The organism is Leptotrichia sp. HSP-342 (assembly GCF_041199995.1).
Classification (GTDB): Bacteria; Fusobacteriota; Fusobacteriia; order Fusobacteriales; family Leptotrichiaceae; genus Leptotrichia; species Leptotrichia mesophila.
This window is the reverse complement of record NZ_CP165646.1, coordinates 815,602-835,292: the sequence shown is the minus strand read 5'-3', so window position 1 is coordinate 835,292 and position 19,691 is coordinate 815,602. Positions and strand designations below refer to the sequence as shown.

Here is a 19,691-nt window from a genome sequence, read left to right as displayed (position 1 = left end):
TAAATTTTTTTGATTTATAAACTAAATAACTTATCAAAGGCATTTTTAGACAATTCAATAAACTTCAATAGTTCTGAATGAGTAAAAGTTGCTTCTTCTCCTGTACCCTGCAATTCAATAAACTCACCTTTGTCATTCATTACAATATTCATATCCACATCAGCTTTCGAGTCTTCTTCATATTCTAAGTCAAGAAGCATTTCATTTCGGACTTTTCCAACACTTATTGCTGCGACTTTTGATTTTATTGGAATTTCTTTTAATTTTCCTTCATCTATAAGTCTTTCAACTGCTAATTCTAGAGCAAGATAGGCTCCCGTGATTGAAGCTGTTCTTGTTCCTCCATCTGCCTGAATTACATCACAGTCTATCATTATAGTTCTTTCACCAAGTTTTTCCAAATCTATCGCTGCTCTCAAGGCTCTTCCTATTAACCGCTGGATTTCCATTGTTCTTCCAGATAGTTTTCCTTTTATTGATTCTCTTTGGATACGTGTATGTGTTGCTCTTGGAAGCATGCTGTATTCAGCAGTTATCCATCCTGATCCTGTCCCTTTTAGCCATCTTGGAATCTTTTCCTCAATTGTTGCATTACAAATAACCTTTGTATTTCCAAATTCGATTAAAACAGAACCTTCTGGATGGACAATATAATTTTTAGTTACTTTTACTTCACGCATTTCATCGTTTTTTCTATTATTATTTCTCACATTTTCTCCTAATTTTTTATCTTTAAATTATTTACCTTTATAAAGTGGAAATTTTTCAGTTAATTTTAAAACTTGCTCTTTTACTTGGGCAATTTTTTCATTGTCATTTATATTTCCTAATACTGTTAATATAAACTGTGCCACCTGTCTTGTTTCTTCTTCCTTAAATCCACGAGCTGTAATTGCGGGTGTTCCTAGTCTTATTCCACTTGTAACAAATGGCTTTTCAGGATCGTTTGGAATAGCATTTTTATTACAAGTTATCCCAGCCTCTTCTAATTTTGCTTCGGCTAATTTTCCTGTAACTCCCATTGGACGTAAATCAACCAGCATTAAATGGTTGTCAGTACCACCACTTACAATTCTAAGCCCGCCTTTTACCAATTCTTCTGACAAAATTTTAGCATTTTTTGCCACTTGCTCCTGATATTTTTTGTATTCTGGGCTAAGTGCCTCTTTAAATGCAACAGCTTTTGCCGCAATTATATGAATTAGCGGTCCTCCTTGTATTCCAGGGAATATTGTTTTATCAATTTTTTTTGCAATTTCTTCGTTATTTGTCAAAATTATTCCACCACGAGGTCCTCTTAAAGTCTTATGAGTCGTAGAAGTTACTACATCTGCATATTCTATTGGATTTGGATGAAGTCCAGCCGCTACGAGTCCAGCAATATGAGCCATATCTACCATCAAATATGCACCAATTTCATCAGCAATTTCTCTAAATTTCTTAAAATCAATTATTCTTGAATAAGCACTTGCTCCTGCAACTATCATTTTAGGCTTTTCTCTTAATGCAATTTCTCTGACTGCTTCATGATCAATCAGTTCTGTTTCGGGATTTAGACCATATTCCAATCCAATGTAATTTTTTCCTGAAAAATTGATTTTATAACCATGTGTCAAATGTCCACCAGCACTAAGGCTCATTCCTAGAATTTTATCTCCAGCTTCAAGCAGTCCAACATAAACTCCCATATTTGCCTGAGATCCCGAATGTGGCTGTACATTTGCATATTTTGCCCCAAATATTTGTTTCAATCTTTCAATAGCAAGACTTTCTACAACATCAGCATTTGAACATCCACCGTAATATCTCTTTCCAGGATAACCTTCCGCATATTTATTTGTAAACACAGACCCAGCCGCTTCCATTACTGCCTTTGAAACAAAATTTTCTGAAGCAATCAACTCAATTCCTTCCTCTTGCCTTTTTTCCTCTTCCATAATTGCATTATAAACTTCTAAATCTGCATCTTTTATATAGCTCATTCTAATTTCCTCCTAATTTTATTTAAAATTAAATAATTCCTATCGAATAACACAAATTTTAATTTTTAAATATTGTCTATTTTATAACTTGTATTTTTCTATAATTATAATAAAGTGCTTTTATTAAGTCGTATTCAAACGGCGAATTTAGATCTCCATACTTCATGCTAAGCATAGAACGTGCATTCAACCCTGTTACAACAGGTCTTGTAAATCCATATACATTCTTGTCAAATACTCCCGTATCAAAAAATAGTTTTTTATCAACAACACCACGTACTGCACCTTCCCCAACAGAATCTATGGCAGTTCCAAAGGCATCTCTCAGGTTGCTTGGTCCAAACATGGGCAACACTAAGTATGGTCCTGTCCCCATTCCGTAATGTCCTAATGTATCTCCCATAGTTTCAGGATCTTTTTTCATTCCCATATTTTTAGCGACATCAGCTACTCCTAGTACTCCTACTGTCGAATTTACCACAAATCTTCCAAGCGCATTTGCAGCCTTTCCAGGTTTTAACTGTAACAGTGAATTTACGAATGTAGGTATCTCACTGAAATTCTGATAGAAATTTGAGATTCCCTTTCTTATTGGTTTTGGAACTATTGCCGAATATACACGTGAAGCTGGATACAGAACCTTTCTATCAAGCTGTGTATTAAAAGCGTACATTCTTCTATTTAAAGGTTCTAGCGAATCATTTATTCCTGTTAGCTGAAACACCTGACTTGAAACAATATAATCTTCATTCAGCTCTTCCAAATTTGTTGCAAGAACTCCGTATCCATCTTGTTCAAAGGCAATGTATCCATTAGTGTCCTTCTTATTTTTCTTCATAGCTATATTTGTGCGTGAAACTTTGTCAATATTTTTTCCGGGTGCTTCAGCAACCTTTCCATCTACAAATTCAATATAAATATCATCGTTTGCTTCCTTTTCAATTTCTTCAGCGAACATTACTGTTTCCTCATTTTTTAATTCGTTACCTCGTGACTGAGAAATTGTTGCAACAGTAAGCATTGCTGTTAGTAATATAAATTTATTTTTTCCTGCCATTTTTTATTTTTCCTCCAATTTATCTACCATTAATTTTGCCACATCGGCATGCCATAAGACTCCAGTATGCCCTCCAAACGGTATTAATACCTTGTTTGAAAACGTATTGTTTATATAATTTATATCATCATTTGAATACAAAACATCATTTGTTGATGTTATAAATATAATATTTTTATTATTTTTATTTATAAAATCCTGACTACTTCTTAAATCAAATTCATTTATGAAATCATTAAAATCAAGACTAGGATTTTTATATTTTTTTAAGTATGGATATAGTATTTCCTTAGCATATTCATCAAATGAGACAGACAATCCTTCCCTAAATTCCTGAGTAACTGAATCAAATCTTTTATATGATTTTTTATTAGATAATCTTCCAATCGCGTTATTTCCACTAAAAACTTCTCCTGCAAAAGTCATATTTGCTGAATAGAATCTAAATAGAAGTCCTGTCAGAACTTCAAAATCTTTTTCTTCAAGTCCCAGTTTTCCTAATGAAGTTGTTAGATTTGAGAACTCAATGTCCTTTATCTGAATTGACTTATCATACATAAGTCTGCTAAATATTGTATCTAAATATTTTTCCAAGCTTCTTGCATCATAAATTCCATTTTTTACTAAAAAGCCGTCTAAATTCTGTGTTGCAGTTAGAATACTGACTGGTGAATTTAACATAAGCGACTTATTTATTCCTATTCTTCTATTCTTTTTGGCATCCAGCTCATGAATTTGAAGAGACTGAAATCCTCCCAAACTGTAACCACCAATATATACTCTCCCGTTTAATTTCATACCATCAGCTTTCTCTCTTGAAATTGCTTTTTCTATTAAATCATATATTTGGACAGTTTCATCTTTTATATATCCTGCATATGCATTTTTGCTTTGACTTACAATATACGGCATTGTCGTTGGCGAGCTGAATGTGATTACATTATAGCCTCTATCATAAAATACATTTGCCAAATAAAGTGACATCCCACTATTATAAAGTGAACCTGTACCTGAAATTACAATCATTAGTGGTGCTTCTTTCTTTTGAGTCCAAACACCATATTCATAGTTACTCCATTGTCTAAGAATCTCAGGAATTGTCTTTGTTGTTTTGAATTTTCTTACTTTAGGACCTTTTGGATTTTTAAACTTATAGTGTTGCTCTGCAGGCGTTCCAAGAACAGTCGCCATTATGGCACTTTCCTTATATGGATAATCATTTGCAATCTGTGATGTATCTATCTCAGCAAGTCCAATAACTGAAAACACAAGTACCATCATTAAACCCAATATTTTTTTTAACATAATTTTCAATCTATGTGAAAACTTTTTCACATTTCTCCTTTCTAATTTTCAAAAATTATACTTTTTATTTATTTTAACTATATTTTATCAAAAATATCAAAAAATTTCCAGTAAAAAAGTTTATCAAATTATATGTCCACTGAAACAATCTTAGTTTCTCCAATTTCTTTATTCATCGTAACTCCATAAAGTCTATGAGATCCTTTCATTGTTTCCTTATTATGAGTAATTAATATAAATTGCGACTTATTGATAAACTGATGTAATAATTCGACAATTTTCTTTGTATTTTTTTCATCAAGAGCTGCCTCGATTTCATCAAAGAAAGTAAATGGACTTGGCTTGAACATAAAGATTGCCATTATAAATGATACTGCAAGCATTGATTTTTCTCCTCCTGAAAGAAGAAGAAGAGTTTGCTCTGGCTTGTTTTTATATTTTACACTCAGTTCCAGTCCTGTGGTAAGCAAGTTTTCAGGATCTGTCATTTTGATTATTCCTTTTGCTCCATTTAAGATGGTTTCACACATATACTGAAAATTCTTGTTTATCTGCTCATAAGCTATAAAAAATTTGTTTGTAACTTCCTCTTCGATTTCTCGAATAAATCCAAACAATGTTTCACGGCTTTCCAGCAAATCCTTCTTCTGTGCCACAATATCCTGATATCGTCCATTTTCATATTCAAATTCATCTATTGAAGCAAGGTTGACTGCCCCAATATCTGTACGGCTTCTCTCATTTGATGACAATTTTCTTCTTGTTGCTGTAAGTTCCTCTTCATCAGCAATTTCAAAATATTCCTCATTTTCGAGTATTTCTTCGCTTTCAAGTTCCTTAAATTCCGCTATTTGAAATTCAAGTTCACTTTCATTACGTGTAATTTTTTCAACAATTTTTTCATAATTATTTTTATTTTCCAGTATTTTTACTTCGATATCCTTAATTTCACTAATTAACTTTCTTTCTTTTACTTCAATTTCCTGTATTTTTTTCTCAAATTCCTTGATTTCATTCAATATATTTTCATTAATTTTTTCATTTTTTTCAATTTCAGTCTTTTTATCTGAAAGTTTTTCAGAAAGTTCATTCCCCAGCCTCTCTCTTTTCTTCTCAAATTCATCCAGTTCTGCCTTTTCACTTAAAAGTTTCTTGTAATCAGACTCAATTTCTGAAAAACGATTTTTATTGTTATCAGTTCGAACCTTCAAAATTTCGTAATCTCTATCCGTCTCATTCAATTTCTGAATAAATTCATCAATATTTTCAAATTTTTTAAGTTCTTCATTCAGATTTTGCATTTTCAGATTATTTTCTTCGATATATTTTTCAATATTCTGAATTAGTTCTTTATTTTCTTTTATTTTGTTTTCTTTTTCCAAAATAAATTTCTCATTTTCAGAAATTTCATAGTTCAGAGTATTGATTTCTCGCTGTTTTCGATTAAATTTTATACTAAAGTCATCATAATTTTCATTAAATTCCTGACAATCATTTTTAAATTTTTCAAATAATTTTTCTGCTTCTATTCTTTCTACTTCAATTTTTTCAGCTTCCAAAACTATTTCCGATAATTTTTTTTCAAATTCCTTAAAATTCTTTTTATTTTTCTCAATTTCACTTTCCAGATATTTCAATTCCTTTTTTCGCTCAAGAATTTCATCTTTCCCCTTAAATGAATGCCCTCCAGTCATTCTCCCACGAGAAGTGATAATATCCCCTTCAAGTGTAACAATTCTGTCGTTAAATCCTTTTTTCAAAAGCTCTGTTCCAACTTCCAGACTTTCCACAACAACTGAATTTCCATACACAAACTGAATAACCTTTTCTACATCTTCATTCAAAAATTTCTTATCAACTTTTACAATATTTCTTGCAAAGTCAATAATTCCATTTTTCCCCTTTGTATTTAAAATAATATTTTGAACTTCATCTTGAGGCATTTTATTTTGAAAACTTTTTTGTTGTGAAACTTGTTCAATTTTTGGCAAAAATTCGTTCATTCTTGAAATTCGAATATTTTCAATTGGTAAAAACGAAGCTCTTCCAAGTTTTCTGTCTTTCAGAATTTCAATACATTTTTTTCCAATTTCACTATCTCTTACTACAATATCCTGAAACATTCCACCAGACAAAGTCTGTATTGCTTCCTCAAATCCCGCTGGAACATCAATCAAGTTAACAAAAGCTCCAATTACACTATCAATTTTTTCATTCAAAATATGTTTTATACTTCGGTTAAAAGTCTCATTTTTTTCAATCGCACTAGCTATTGCCTTATGTTTAACTTCAAAACTTTCAAGTTTGTAGCTAATTTCATTTTTTTGCTTATTTATTTCAGCATATTCTTTTCTAAGTTCATCAATCTTTTCGTTAAGTTTTTTTATTTTCAGCTCTTTTTCAAGCTTTTCTTTTTCCTTTTCTGACTTTTGAATTTCAAATGTCTGTTTTTCCTTATTTATTTTATTAAACTCAGCTTCTACATCATTTCTTTCGGCAATTTGTCTTTTATTTTCATTTTTTGCCCCTTGAACTCTTTTTTCAAGATCTTCATTTTCTCCGGCGACTTTTATCTTATCCACTTCAAAATTAGAATTCTTTTGCGTTCGTTCTTTTAATTCAATTGTAATTTTATCACATTTATGCTTGAGTTCTCCAACTTTAGCCTCCCATTTATCCTTTTCTTCTTCCTTTATAGCCAATTCCCTTGTTATCAAATCAAGCTCATTTCTGGAATTATTCAAAAGTTCTTCTTTTTCAGCAATATCTTTTTCCAAAATACTTTTTCTTTTATTTTTTTCATTGGCCTCGGTTTCTAAGTTAGAATTCTGATTTACAAGTTTTGAATATTCTTCTTTTAGAATTTCCATATTCTTAAAGTTTTCGCTGTTTTCATTTTTCTGGTTTTCCAGATTTTCATACAATTCTTTTCTTACTTCATTCGTTTTTTCAAGTTCAGCTTGCTTTTCTGAAAAATTATTTTCATTTTTTTCCAGTTCTTCCTTTATTTCCTGACTTTTTTCCTCATATTCATATTTTAATGAAGTTTTTTCATTGACATTGTATTCAAGAATCATAAACCGCTGTACATCAATTTTTTTTGTGTACGCTTTAAAAAGTTTAGCTTTTTCCTGCTCATTTTTTAAATAATCAACACGTTTTTTTAAATCTTTTTCTACATATTCAATTTTTTCAATTTCATTTTTCAAGTCCTGCAGCTTTTTCTCAGACTCTTCCTTCTCAATCTTAGCCCTTTTGACTCCAGCCGCCTCTTCAATAATCTCCTTTAACTCCTTTGGAGAAGAGCCAATAATTCTCTCTACACGCCCTTGCCCAATTATCGAGTAAGCCTGCTTTCCAATCCCAGTATCCATAAAAAGATTATGAATATCTTTAAGCCTGGATTTCTTGTTATTTATTAGATACTCATTTTCTCCAGTCTTAAAAATTCTTCGAGTAATCTTAACCTCTGAAAAATCTACATCCAGATATCTATCTCCGTTATCAATAATAAGACTAACTTCTGCCATAGACTTTGGCTTCTTATTCTTCCCGCCAGAAAAAATAATATCCGAACTCTCTTTTGCCCGTATATTTTTATAACTCTGTTCTCCCAAAACCCACAAAATTGCATCCAAAATATTACTCTTTCCACTCCCGTTAGGCCCGACAATGGAAGTAATCCCATTATCAAACTCCACAACAGTCCTATTTGCAAACGATTTAAACCCTGTCAGCTCCAATGCTTTTAAGTACACTTGTTTCCTCTTTTCTTCCGATTTATTTCATAATAAAAATATCATGATTTTTTATATTCTTGCTAAATATCATAATTTCTTTGGCTTTCATTTTATTTTCTAAAGAATAATTTATATCAAATTCTACAAAATCAAATTTTTTATAAATTTTTTTTATTTCTTCACAATTATCATAAGTAACAATCCAATTTTTAGTTATTTTTCTTATAGTTTCATAAAGTTCCAAATGATTTTTATGATTATAAAAATTTGTATATAATTCAGGGCCTTTTTTATAATATGGCGGATCAAAAAATATAAATTTTTCTCTTTTTATTTTGCTTATTATATTTTTCTGAAATTCTAAAACATCCAAATTATAAAACTCTATTTTATCTTTTAATCTACCTATTTCTTTTATTTGCTTTATCAATTTATTTTTATTAAATCTACAATCCATTTTATAATTTCCATTTTGCAAATTACCACCTATTACACCTGCTTTCAAAATCCCAGATCTATTCACTCTATTTAAATAAAAAGTAGCTACACCTAATTTTAAAATATTTTCTTCCACCAACAAATTCAAATTTTCTTTATTTATATATATTTTTTTTTGATTCTCTCGCTCAAGAAGAGAAATTTCAATATTTTCTATTATATTACAAAACTTTTCTGTATGATTTAAAACGCAATACCAAAAAGAATAAATACCTTTATCTATATCATTAAGTACCAGTTTTTTTACTTTTTCTTTTTTTAGCAACAATAATGCTAAACCTGCTCCTCCAGCAAAAGGCTCTATATATACAGGATTTCTAATATCATTTTTTTCAAAAAGAGAAACTATGATATTAAAAACCTTTGATTTTCCGCCAGGATAACGTAGTGGAGAAAATAAATTTCTCATAATACCACCTACTTATTTTAGTCTTTCTTTTACTATTCCATAATTTTTCTTTAATTGATTTATCAATTTTTTTTCTAATTCTTTATTAAATTCTTCTATTTCTTTTCTATATTTCACTTCAAATTTTTCCATCAATTTTTTTCCATTTGTCCCAAAATTTTTTCGTTCTTTCAAGAACCACTGTTTATCTTGTTCTCGTTCAGGTTTACTTGTACTAGTGTATTTTAACCTTTGTGCTTGAAATTTTTGCTTACTATTACACTTACATTCATCCCAAAATTTATCATTCATTTTCATATTTAATAAAATTTCCAAACATTCTTTTTCTAACGATTTTGCTCCCGGAAAAAATAAAGAATTTTTATGATTTTCAACATCTTTTTTAAAATTGTTTTTATAATTTACACTTTTCTTATTATAATCTGCATCATAAATAATAATTCCATTTTCTAATTGAGATATTTTATTAGATATAGATGCTATATTTGTTATTCCTATTTTTAAAGGATATAATGTACAATATTTTTTTATATTACTTAAAACAATTCTTTTAAAAAGATACTCTCCTTCTTCATCTTCAAAAAATACATCTATTTTTATTTCTTTTCGATTATTATTTTCTTCGTTTATTTTAACCAATATATTATTTCTTATTTCATTATAATCTATACGTGTTTTATTTATTAAACTTCCTCTTGTTTTATCTAAAAAATTTACTTTAGAATTATTGTAAGTTTTACTATTTAAAAGTTCTTCTATTATCTCTAAAGAATGTGTAGTAAAAATAACTTTTATATCGTATCTTGCAGAATATCTATTCAAAAACTCTATTAATTTTTTCTGAGCCCCAGGATATAATGTAGCTTCTAATTCATCAATAAGTAAAATTCCTCCAAAATAATTTTCTTTAAATTTTTCTTTTAACCTTTTAAATTCTAACACAGTTAATATAATTTTACCAATGTTATCCTGTCCCGCAGAAATAGTTTGCCAGTCATAAGAATTGGTAGAAATTCCTCCCGTTGATATTTTATTTTTATCAATCAATTTTATTTCATCTTTATATTCTTCGCTGTCAAAACTCAATAATATTTCAGAATAATTTTCTTTTAAAAATTTTATTTCTTCATTAGATAATTCAAGACTGTTTTCTTTTAAATTATCAACTTCTCCAATAGGATATAATCTGCTTAGCCCTAAATAAACTACAGGAATTGGTATATTCCCTTTCCCAGTTGAACGTTCTTTCCCAGTAACAAATCTTATATGTTTTTTTTCACCAACAGGCCTTTTTCTTGACTTGACTTGTAATGGATTCTCATAAACAATTTTTTCTTCTTGTTTCATAATATTACTATCTTTATCGAAATAAACGTGATAAACGTGATTTCCTGGTAAATCATATTCTTTACTAAATTTAAAAATATCGTTTATATCTGTATAAAATTTTTGATTCACTATCATACAATCAGAGTACTTTTCTTTTTTATCATCTTTTTTTCTTCCTCTCCCAACACCAAAAGGCTGCGCTATACATCCAAGTAACGTACTCTTCATTGTCCCATTCTGCCCACATATAGCAGTTAAATTTTTACCTATTTCAATTTCTAAATCTTCTGCCAATCTAAATTTATCAATTACCACCTTTAGTATCATAATTTCCTCCAATTTAAAATCATTATCTCCCTTTTCCAAAAATCACAATCGTAACTGTCTTTAACAATATCTTCACATCAAATAAAATATCGTGATTTTTTATATAATACAAGTCATACTGCAATTTTCTGTAAGCGTCTTCAATGCTCGCTCCATACGGATACATAACTTGTGCCCAGCCAGTAAGCCCCGGTTTCACAGTGTGTCTTAAATTGTAGTACATAATTTCCTTTTCCAGCTGCTTTATAAAAAATTCTCTTTCTGGACGTGGTCCTACGAAACTCATTTCTCCACGTAGCACATTCCACAATTGTGGCAATTCGTCAATTCTTGTAAGACGCATAAATTTACCAAATTTTGTAACACGGTTGTCATTTTTTGTAGCCCATTTTGGTCCGTCTTTTTCCGCATCAGTTGTCATTGAACGAAATTTTACTATTTTAAATGGCTTATTTCCTTCCCCAATTCTTTCCTGTATAAAGAATATCGGTCCTTTCGACTCCAGTTTTATTATTATTGCAGCAACAATCATAATTGGAATTACACAAACTCCGATTAAAAGTGCAAAAATTATATCGAGAATACGTTTGGCTTTCAAGTTAAAACTGTTGTAGTAAATTTCAAATCCTGTATTTTCCAAAAACCATTTTGGACTCAAGTTTGAAACTGGCAATTTATTCTCATACATTTCATAAAATTCTAAATAGTTATAATATTGCATTCCACCAAGTTTGTACTGTAAAAGCTTATCCACAAGTTTAGTATCGTATAAAAGATTGCTTGTAAAATCAACGATTATATCAACTTTTTTATTTTCACATAAAGTTAACAGTTTTTCTGTCAAAGAACTCAAATTTTTTTCTTCTTTTAGAAAGTCCGATAATTTATATTGACGATCTTTCTTTATACTCTCCAACAAATCATTTGTATATCCATTTTCTCCAACAAAAACAACTCTTTTTCGTTCTGAAAGTCCTACAATTATAATATAACGATATATAATCTGAAACATTGTAATCAGTCCAAACAGAATTATTGCTTCATTTACAATAAAAATCCGTAAAAACGCTGTAATTACAACAAGTATAAAATTTATTCCAACAATAATTATAATATCCCTCAATCTGTAAATTCCAGTCATATTATATACATTTGCCACATAATATATTATCATTGAACAAACAATCACAGCCACATTTGTAAATCCAAGTCCACGATTTACAAGTAATAATCCTATAAAATACGTCACAATTGTCAATATCCCAAACAAATAGGAATAATTTTTTTTCATCCCACTTACTGCCATTCTAAATTACACTTCCTTTTTTATTTTTCTTCTTTAAAATTAAATGTTCATAACTTATAATTCCATTTTTACAATATACATTCAGCAACCTAACACCTATTGCCTTATTCTTGCTGAATAATAGTTAATTATAATTTTACTTCATTATTTCATATTTCATTTTAAGTTTTTTTCTATAAAACGCAAGCCCGACACAGACAATTTTGTCTATTCCTCTATTTCTTAATTCCACATCGTACTCTTTTTCTTTTATCTGCTCAAATCCAGTTTTTGCATAATTTTCCAGCTCATTCTCATTATTTACAGCTTTAAATTCAAATATATACGCTGGATTTATTTTGTTTTTAGGTTCTAAAACTAAATCTGCCCTTCCATAGCCACTTTTTCTTTCTGATAGTCTAATATAGTCATTTGCAAGTATTATAAATATTCCAATTAAAAATATTTTGTAATACTTTTCATCTTTTTCCATGTCAAAATAACTAAGTGAGGAAAGTATCTCGTCTTGAAGCCCTTTTGCAAACTCTTCTATTTTTCCATTTTTTAAATTCTCTACAATATTTGAAAACTGTGTATAATTTCCAACAAATCTATCTATAAAAATTTTTCTAAAAAAAGTCTGTATTTCTTTATTTGGAAGCCTTAATGGATAGAGTTCACCCTTTTTCTCACCATCGGTTGTCAAATATCCGCTGTACAAAAATAATTCCCATATATCACTTGCATTAAATACATATTCCATATACTCATTTATTGCCTTATAAACTGTTTTTCCCACAAAAAGTTTTTCCAGGTCTTCTATTACTTTTTTATCTGTTTTTCCTAACAAATCATATATTGTCTTGTTTCCTGAAACGCCTATCCAATAGGGATGTAATTTTTTTTCATCCAAAAAGTTAATAATCGACCAAGGATTATAAATTTCAGTTTCTCCAAACTGATAACCGTCATACCACTCCCTTACATCTTCCATCTCATATTCCAGCCCATAATATTTCACAGCCTCAACAACTTCATTTTCAGTAAGTCCATAATACTCTGAATATTTTTCACTAAAGATATTATTTACTTTCAAATTATTTAATCCTGAAAAAATTCCTTCTTTTGCAATTCTCAATATTCCAGTCATAATTCCAAACTGTAAATATTCATTATCTTTCATTGCATCTCCATAAAACTTCTTAAAAAAAGAAATTGCCTGTTTATAATATCCCTCCTGATAAGCCTGAATTATCGGCGTATCATATTCATCTATTAACACAACAGCTTTTTTCCCATAATATTCATACAAATATTTTGTCAACGCTTTCAATGAGCCTTTCCAATTTGAATTTTCATTATTAAAACAAATATCGTTAAAATCCATCAAATCAAATTCATCCAATTTTTTTCTTATATACTTAAATTCTATATAAATATTTCTTATTAAATCTCTTATCTGACTCAGACAGTTTTTCCAGCTAACTTCTTCCATGTTCCTAAAACTTATATATATAACAGGATATTGCCCCTGCTCCTGCATGTGTTCACTTTCAGAAATACTTAATCCTTCAAATAATTTTCGGTTTTCTTCTTTATTTTCTATATCAAAAAAATATTTAATCATTGACATATTAAGGGTTTTTCCAAATCTTCTTGGACGTGTGAATAAGTTTACTTTTGCTCTGTAGTGTAAAATATCTTCAATTAGCTTTGTTTTATCAATATAATAATAATTATTTTCTATAATTTCCTTAAAATCGGACACCCCTATTGGCAAAGGCTTTCTATTTCTAGTCTTTTTTTCTGCCATATTTCTCCCTCCATTTATTCATTCCAGCTAAAAAATTATATATTCTATCTAATATTTCACTTGTAAAAAATGATAGTAAAAATACTATTAAAAACGTAATAATTATATATAAAAAATAATTCATTCTGGACTTTAATATTCTTTCGCAAAAAAATAAAAAAATCGGATGAATTAAATAAATATCATAAGTTTTTGCTGATACAGGCTTTATAATTCCTTTTACTTTGCCTAAAACTTTTTCTCCATCAAAAATATTTACAATATAATCATAAAGAAAAACTGTGGCTACAAATACACTAACTGAGTGATAATCGTAAAAATAGTCAAAAAATTTTCCACTTGATTTTGTAAATATATATGTTAAAAAGACAGTTAGTGACACTGCTATTAAAAAACCTGTATATTTTTTCCATTTTTTCATATTCAAAGGCTTTTCTGCAAGTAAATAGCCAATTAAGAAGTAACCGACATATTGCCCAGCTGGAGAATATACTTTTATATTTTTCTTAAAAATCACATTTAGAAATGGTACTAAAATCATAAATATTATCCACACAAAAACCAGATAATTAATATTTTTTTTATCAACTTTTGCTACAACTTTTCGTAAAAATGGAGTTATCAAATAAAGCGACAATATCATATAAATATACCACAAATGATAATAAATTTTCCCTTGAAAAAAGTTTGAAAAAAAATTATTATAACTTTCTTTCTGGAAAAAAATCGAAATTATAGTCTTATAAGTTGATTTTCTAAAAAAAACTGAAAATAATTCATTATCTTTAACATCTTTAAAAATTATTGTAAATATAAAAAAAATAACAGAATATACAAAAAACTTAGGCAGGATTTTTGCAAATCTTTTTTTAAAAAATATTTTCACATCCTCATCTTTTCTCAACAGAAAAAATCCACTAACCATAATAAATATCGGCACGCACATTCTGCTAAGTGAATCTGCAATATTTGCCATCATCCATCTGTTTCCAGATATTTTACCATAATTATATAACTCGCTTGCAACGATATGAATAAATAAAACCATACTAATTGCAATGCATTTTAAAATATCAAAATTAAAGAATCTGTCTTTACTTTTAACCATTTATAAATCTCCAAATTTATCAATTTCCCTCAATAAAAATACAACTAATTTTAACATAATTCAGGCTATTTTTCAATCAATTTTCCTTTATATAAATAGGCTTACGATTATAATTATTGGTCTCAAATACCAAATTTATATGATTTTAACAGTTTAATAGCTATTTTTATTTTTTAAATAAAACTTGCATTTTGAATAAATGCGGGTATAATTCTATTAGATAGTTTGATAATCAAAATTTTTATGATAAGGAGGAACATGTTATGGGAATAAAACTTGACAATGTTTCAGAAACTATGCTTGTTACGTTATATACACGTGCAAAAGATGCTAAAAGCAAAAATCCAATTTTAAATGACAAAAAATCTTTCGAGATTTTTTCGCAGCTGGATTATAATTTTTCAAAATTTGAAAAGGCCTGGGCTTCATACTATGGAATTCTGTCACGTGCAAAAGTCATGGACAATCAAGTAAAAAAATTTATGGAAAAGTATCCAGATTGTGTAATTGTATCCATAGGAAGCGGTCTTGATACACGATTTTTAAGAATTGACAACGGAAAAATACGATGGTATAACCTTGACTTGCCTGAAGTTATTGAAGAAAGAAAATTATTCTTTGAGCCTAGCGAAAGGGTTACTGACATTCCAAAATCGGCATTTGATTCTAGTTGGACTAAGGAAATTGAATTAAATGGTAAAAATCTTCTTATTATTTCAGAAGGTGTTCTCATGTATTTTGAGGAAAAACAGATTAAAGAGTTTTTGGAAATGCTGACTGACAGTTTTGATTCTTTTGAAGCTCAGTTTGACTTGCTTTACAAAGGAACAGTAAAAGCGACAAAACATCACGATGTACTAAAAAATATGAACGCAACTTTTAAATGGGGAGTAAAGGATGGAAGTGAAGTTGTAAAATTAAATCCAAAATTAAAGCAAACTGGACTTATTAATTTTACTGATGAAATGAAATTACATCTTCCTGGATGGAAAAAATTATTTATTCCGTTCTTCTATATTGTTAATAACAGACTAGGAATCTATACTTTTGAAAAATTTTAATTTTTTTTTCAGTCTTTAGATTATGGTTTTCATTTAAATTTAGTAATTCTTTGTTAATAAAAATTTTTATTATATTTTTTAGTTTTTTCTCTTAATTAGAAAAAAAGAGGAAACTATCGTTTTTATTCCAAAAATCACGACATTTCTAAATTTATTAATTCAACTAAAATGATTTTCAAGTAAAATTCTGTTAAAAGAAAGTCCTTTATAAACAAATGAATGGAGGAGTTATTATGAAAGAATTGAAATACTTGCTAAGTCTATCTGGTAAACATAGGATAAAGCTGATTTTTTCAGCAATATTCAGTATAATCGGTACAATATTGTCTGCTGTGCCTTATCTTCTTGTGTATCAGATTGTTCTAGAACTTTTTAAAACAAATATTGATTATTTGAAAATAAAGTTCTGTGTATTTATTGCGATATTTTTTATAATTGTAAAAATAATTATGCAAATTTTATCAGGTGTTTTTTCACATATTGCAGCTTTTTCGATTTTGTACGAAATTCGAATTGATTTGATTGAGCATTTGTCAAAGCTGAATATGGGATTTTTTAAGAAAAATATGTCTGGAAAACTAAAAAAGATTATTAATGAGGATATAGAAAAATTGGAACTTTTTATTGCACATCAGATTCCAGATTTGTCATCGGCACTTGTAACTCCGATAATATTTTTGGGGATTATGATTTACTTTAACTGGAAATTGACACTTGTTTTATTTATTCCAATTATTTTGAGCATAATGGCACAAGGGAAAATGTTTCAAAGTTATGGAAGTCGTGTAGAACATTATTATACTCTTCTTGCAAACTTAAACGCTACTATTATGGAATACATAAATGCAATGAATGTTATGAAAGCGTTTAATCTTACTGCTAAATCCTTCAAGGATTATCGGGATATTACTCAGGAATATGCGGATTACTGGATTGAGCTTACAGAACTAAGTGTACCGTTTTACTCGATTTTTCTCTGTCTGACTGATTCGGGGTTGCTTTTCATTATTCCTGTTGGCGGACTTATGCTGTTTTATAATCAAATTTCAGTATCTGCGTACATTTTATTTATTTTAATGAGTACAATTTTTTTAAGCTCATTAAAGTCATTATTTGACTTGGCACACCATCTTTCCGCATTAACTAAAGGATTAGGGAAAATTATGGAAATCAATGGGGAACAGGAGCAAAAATCTGGAAGTGTAAATTTTCCTTCTAATTTTTCAGGTTATATAAAATATAAAAATGTAAATTTCGCATATAAAAATAAAAATGTTATAAATGATTTTTCCTTGGAAATAAAGGCTGGAACTTCAACCGCACTTGTAGGGCCTTCTGGCTCAGGAAAAACAACGATAGGACTTCTACTTGGAAGATTCTGGGATATAAATAGCGGAAAAATAACAATTGATGGAACTGATATTAAGGATTTTACTTACACAGGATTGGCTGACAATGTTTCGTTTGTTTTTCAGGATACGTTTATGCTTCACGATACTATTTTTGAGAATATAAGAATGGGAAAGGACTATTCGCTGGAAGAAGTGGAAAATGCTGCAAAAAAGGCACAAATTCACGATTTTATAATGTCTTTGCCTCAAAAATATGAAACTGTGATTGGTGAAGGCGGAATTAAATTAAGTGGTGGAGAAAAACAGAGAATTTCAATAGCTCGTGCCATTTTAAAAAATGCCCCAATTATTGTGCTAGACGAAGTTACTTCCTACTCCGACATTGAAAACGAAGCCAAAATTCAGGAGGCTTTACGTACTTTACTAAAAGGGAAAACTGCCATTATAATTGCTCACAGGCTTTACACAATAAAAAATGCCGATAATATCGTTGTAATGAATAAAGGACGTATTACCGAGCAAGGTACTCACAAGGAGCTTCTGCAAAACAAGTCAGAATACTGGCATTTGTGGAATTTATATACCGATAATGATTTAATGGAAAATAAGGAAATTTAGGGGGTGCAGACAATGATTAACGATATTAGAAATATAAAAACTCTTGCTGGAAATAAATATAAAAATCTTAAAAAGCCAATGTTTTTTCTAACAATAGATGCCTTATTTTATATGATGAACTATGCAATGTTTTATTTTACAATTATTGATTTGATGAATAATAATTTTATGATGAAAAAATTGATAATCTATACTTTTATTATGATTTTTGCAATTATTTGCAGATTTGTATTAAATCGTATCGGATATATCGGGATTCAAAGTGAGGGGGCTAAAATTATTCAGGATTTGAGAATCAGGATGGGTGATCATTTGAGAAATTTGAATCTAGGATACTTTAACAGTCACAACATTGGGAATATTATTAATATTATGACAAATGATTTACAAGATTTTGAGCAGGTTATAACTCACAGCACATCAGAAATTATAAAGTTATCTATACTGACAATTTATCTTCTGTTAATTATATTTGCAATTTCTCCCCTGCTTGCCATACTGCAACTAATAATCTCGCTGGCTGGATTAGTATTTGTCATTCTGGGAACGAAAAAAGGTGCAAAAATAGCTTTGAAAAAGAAGCATACTATGGATAATGTTGTTTCACGGATGGTGGAATATATCGCTGGAATGGAACTTTTTAAAGCATATAATCTGACTGGGGAACGATTTAAGAGGTTAAAAGACAGTTTTAATGATTTGAAAAGGGAAAGTATAAATACTGAAATTGCTCTTGCCCCTTATGTTATGATTTTTCAGCTTATTACGGATATTTCCTTTGCCTTGCTTCTGCTTGTGTCTACACAACTTTTTATGGCTTCTTCCATTAATAAAGTGGAATTTTTTTCATACATAATTATTGGACTTTCACTTTCAAACGTGCTAAAAGCCTTTTCTACACAATATACTTTTATCCAATACTTGAAACTTGCCACAGATAAACTGATAAATGTGGATAATGAAAAGGAAATTTCCTATGAACTTGAAAAAGTTACTTTGCCAAATTACGATATAAAATTCCAGAATATAAGTTTTTCTTATAAAAAAGATACTCCTGTCCTAAAAAACATCACTTTTGAAGCAAAACAGAGGACAAAAACTGCCCTAGTTGGCTCGTCAGGCTCTGGAAAAACAACCGTTACCAGCCTTATTGCAAGATTCTGGGACTGCCAGTCCGGTGAAATTACCATTGGTGGAATAAATATCCAAAAAATATATCCTGAAGAACTGCTTACGAATATAAGCATGATTTTTCAAGATGTCTACTTGGTAAATGACACTTTTGAAAATAACATAAGACTAGGAAAACCAAATGCTACAAGGGAAGAAGTGATAAATGCGGCTAAAAATGCCAATTGTCATGATTTTATAATGGAAAGCGAAAATGGATACGACACTATAATCGGAGAAGGCGGCTCTACTTTGTCTGGTGGAGAAAAACAGAGAATTTCAATTGCAAGAGCATTATTAAAGGATACGCCAATTATTTTAGTCGATGAAGCCACAGCCTCACTTGATGCTGATAATGAATACGAAATAAGAAAATCTCTCAATATTCTTACAAAAAATAAAACTGTAATTACAATCGCCCACAAACTCAATACAATAAAAGATTATGATAAAATTATCGTTATGTCCGACGGAATAATCGAAGAAATCGGAAATCATGAGCAGCTTATGAAAAATAAAGGGCGGTATTACAAAATGTACATTGAAATGGAAAAGGCACAGTCAGAATTTGAACTGATTTAAACAATAAAAAATACTCAGACTACAGATTTTATTTTTACAGTTTGAGTATTTTTAT

13 protein-coding genes are annotated in these 19,691 nt (G+C 29.3%); 3 read left to right on the top strand and 10 right to left on the bottom strand.

Annotated features, from left to right (window positions below; translation table 11 throughout):
- Nucleotides 1-14 precede the first annotated feature (14 nt).
- The 10 genes from rph to AB8B23_RS04085 all read right to left on the bottom strand — a co-directional run bounded on the left by rph (nt 15) and on the right by AB8B23_RS04085 (nt 14,853).
- On the bottom strand, nt 15-710 hold the full coding sequence (gene rph, locus AB8B23_RS04130) for a ribonuclease PH (RefSeq protein WP_369713564.1): 696 nt from the start codon (nt 708-710) through the stop codon (nt 15-17).
- A gap of 27 nt (nt 711-737) precedes the next feature.
- Complete coding sequence (gene glyA, locus AB8B23_RS04125; RefSeq protein WP_369713563.1) at nt 738-1,982, bottom strand: serine hydroxymethyltransferase; 1,245 nt, start codon at nt 1,980-1,982, stop codon at nt 738-740.
- 76 nt (nt 1,983-2,058) lie between these two features.
- On the bottom strand, nt 2,059-3,039 hold the full coding sequence (locus AB8B23_RS04120; RefSeq protein ID WP_021743556.1) for a VacJ family lipoprotein: 981 nt from the start codon (nt 3,037-3,039) through the stop codon (nt 2,059-2,061).
- 3 nt (nt 3,040-3,042) lie between these two features.
- A complete protein-coding gene (locus tag AB8B23_RS04115; RefSeq protein WP_369713562.1) occupies nt 3,043-4,374 on the bottom strand; it encodes an alpha/beta hydrolase in 1,332 nt (443 codons plus the stop codon).
- Between the two features lie 98 nt (nt 4,375-4,472).
- The gene (locus AB8B23_RS04110) at nt 4,473-8,102 is read right to left on the bottom strand and encodes an AAA family ATPase (RefSeq protein ID WP_369713561.1); all 3,630 of its coding nucleotides are present in this window, start codon (nt 8,100-8,102) and stop codon (nt 4,473-4,475) included.
- A 22-nt stretch (nt 8,103-8,124) separates the two neighbouring features.
- The gene (locus AB8B23_RS04105; RefSeq protein WP_369713560.1) at nt 8,125-8,991 is read right to left on the bottom strand and encodes a DNA adenine methylase; all 867 of its coding nucleotides are present in this window, start codon (nt 8,989-8,991) and stop codon (nt 8,125-8,127) included.
- A gap of 12 nt (nt 8,992-9,003) precedes the next feature.
- Nucleotides 9,004-10,647: an AAA family ATPase gene (locus AB8B23_RS04100; protein ID WP_369713559.1), complete on the bottom strand. Its 1,644-nt coding sequence runs from the start codon at nt 10,645-10,647 to the stop codon at nt 9,004-9,006.
- Nucleotides 10,648-10,669: 22 nt separating this feature from the next.
- Nucleotides 10,670-11,953, bottom strand: coding sequence for an exopolysaccharide biosynthesis polyprenyl glycosylphosphotransferase (locus AB8B23_RS04095; protein ID WP_021743551.1), 1,284 nt, complete (start codon nt 11,951-11,953; stop codon nt 10,670-10,672).
- Between the two features lie 136 nt (nt 11,954-12,089).
- Nucleotides 12,090-13,745: an AAA family ATPase gene (locus AB8B23_RS04090; RefSeq protein ID WP_369713558.1), complete on the bottom strand. Its 1,656-nt coding sequence runs from the start codon at nt 13,743-13,745 to the stop codon at nt 12,090-12,092.
- Entirely contained in the window at nt 13,726-14,853 is a 1,128-nt protein-coding gene (locus AB8B23_RS04085) for an acyltransferase (RefSeq protein ID WP_369713557.1), read from the bottom strand. The genes AB8B23_RS04090 and AB8B23_RS04085 overlap by 20 nt, the downstream gene beginning before the upstream one ends.
- 263 nt (nt 14,854-15,116) lie before the next feature.
- Between AB8B23_RS04085 and AB8B23_RS04080 the strand changes: the two genes are divergently transcribed.
- The 3 genes from AB8B23_RS04080 (at nt 15,117) to AB8B23_RS04070 (ending at nt 19,636) form a co-directional block, all read left to right on the top strand.
- The gene (locus AB8B23_RS04080) at nt 15,117-15,914 is read left to right on the top strand and encodes a class I SAM-dependent methyltransferase (RefSeq protein ID WP_369713555.1); all 798 of its coding nucleotides are present in this window, start codon (nt 15,117-15,119) and stop codon (nt 15,912-15,914) included.
- Between the two features lie 233 nt (nt 15,915-16,147).
- Nucleotides 16,148-17,884: an ABC transporter ATP-binding protein gene (locus AB8B23_RS04075; protein ID WP_369713554.1), complete on the top strand. Its 1,737-nt coding sequence runs from the start codon at nt 16,148-16,150 to the stop codon at nt 17,882-17,884.
- A gap of 12 nt (nt 17,885-17,896) precedes the next feature.
- Complete coding sequence (locus AB8B23_RS04070) at nt 17,897-19,636, top strand: ABC transporter ATP-binding protein (protein ID WP_369713553.1); 1,740 nt, start codon at nt 17,897-17,899, stop codon at nt 19,634-19,636.
- Nucleotides 19,637-19,691 lie beyond the last annotated feature (55 nt).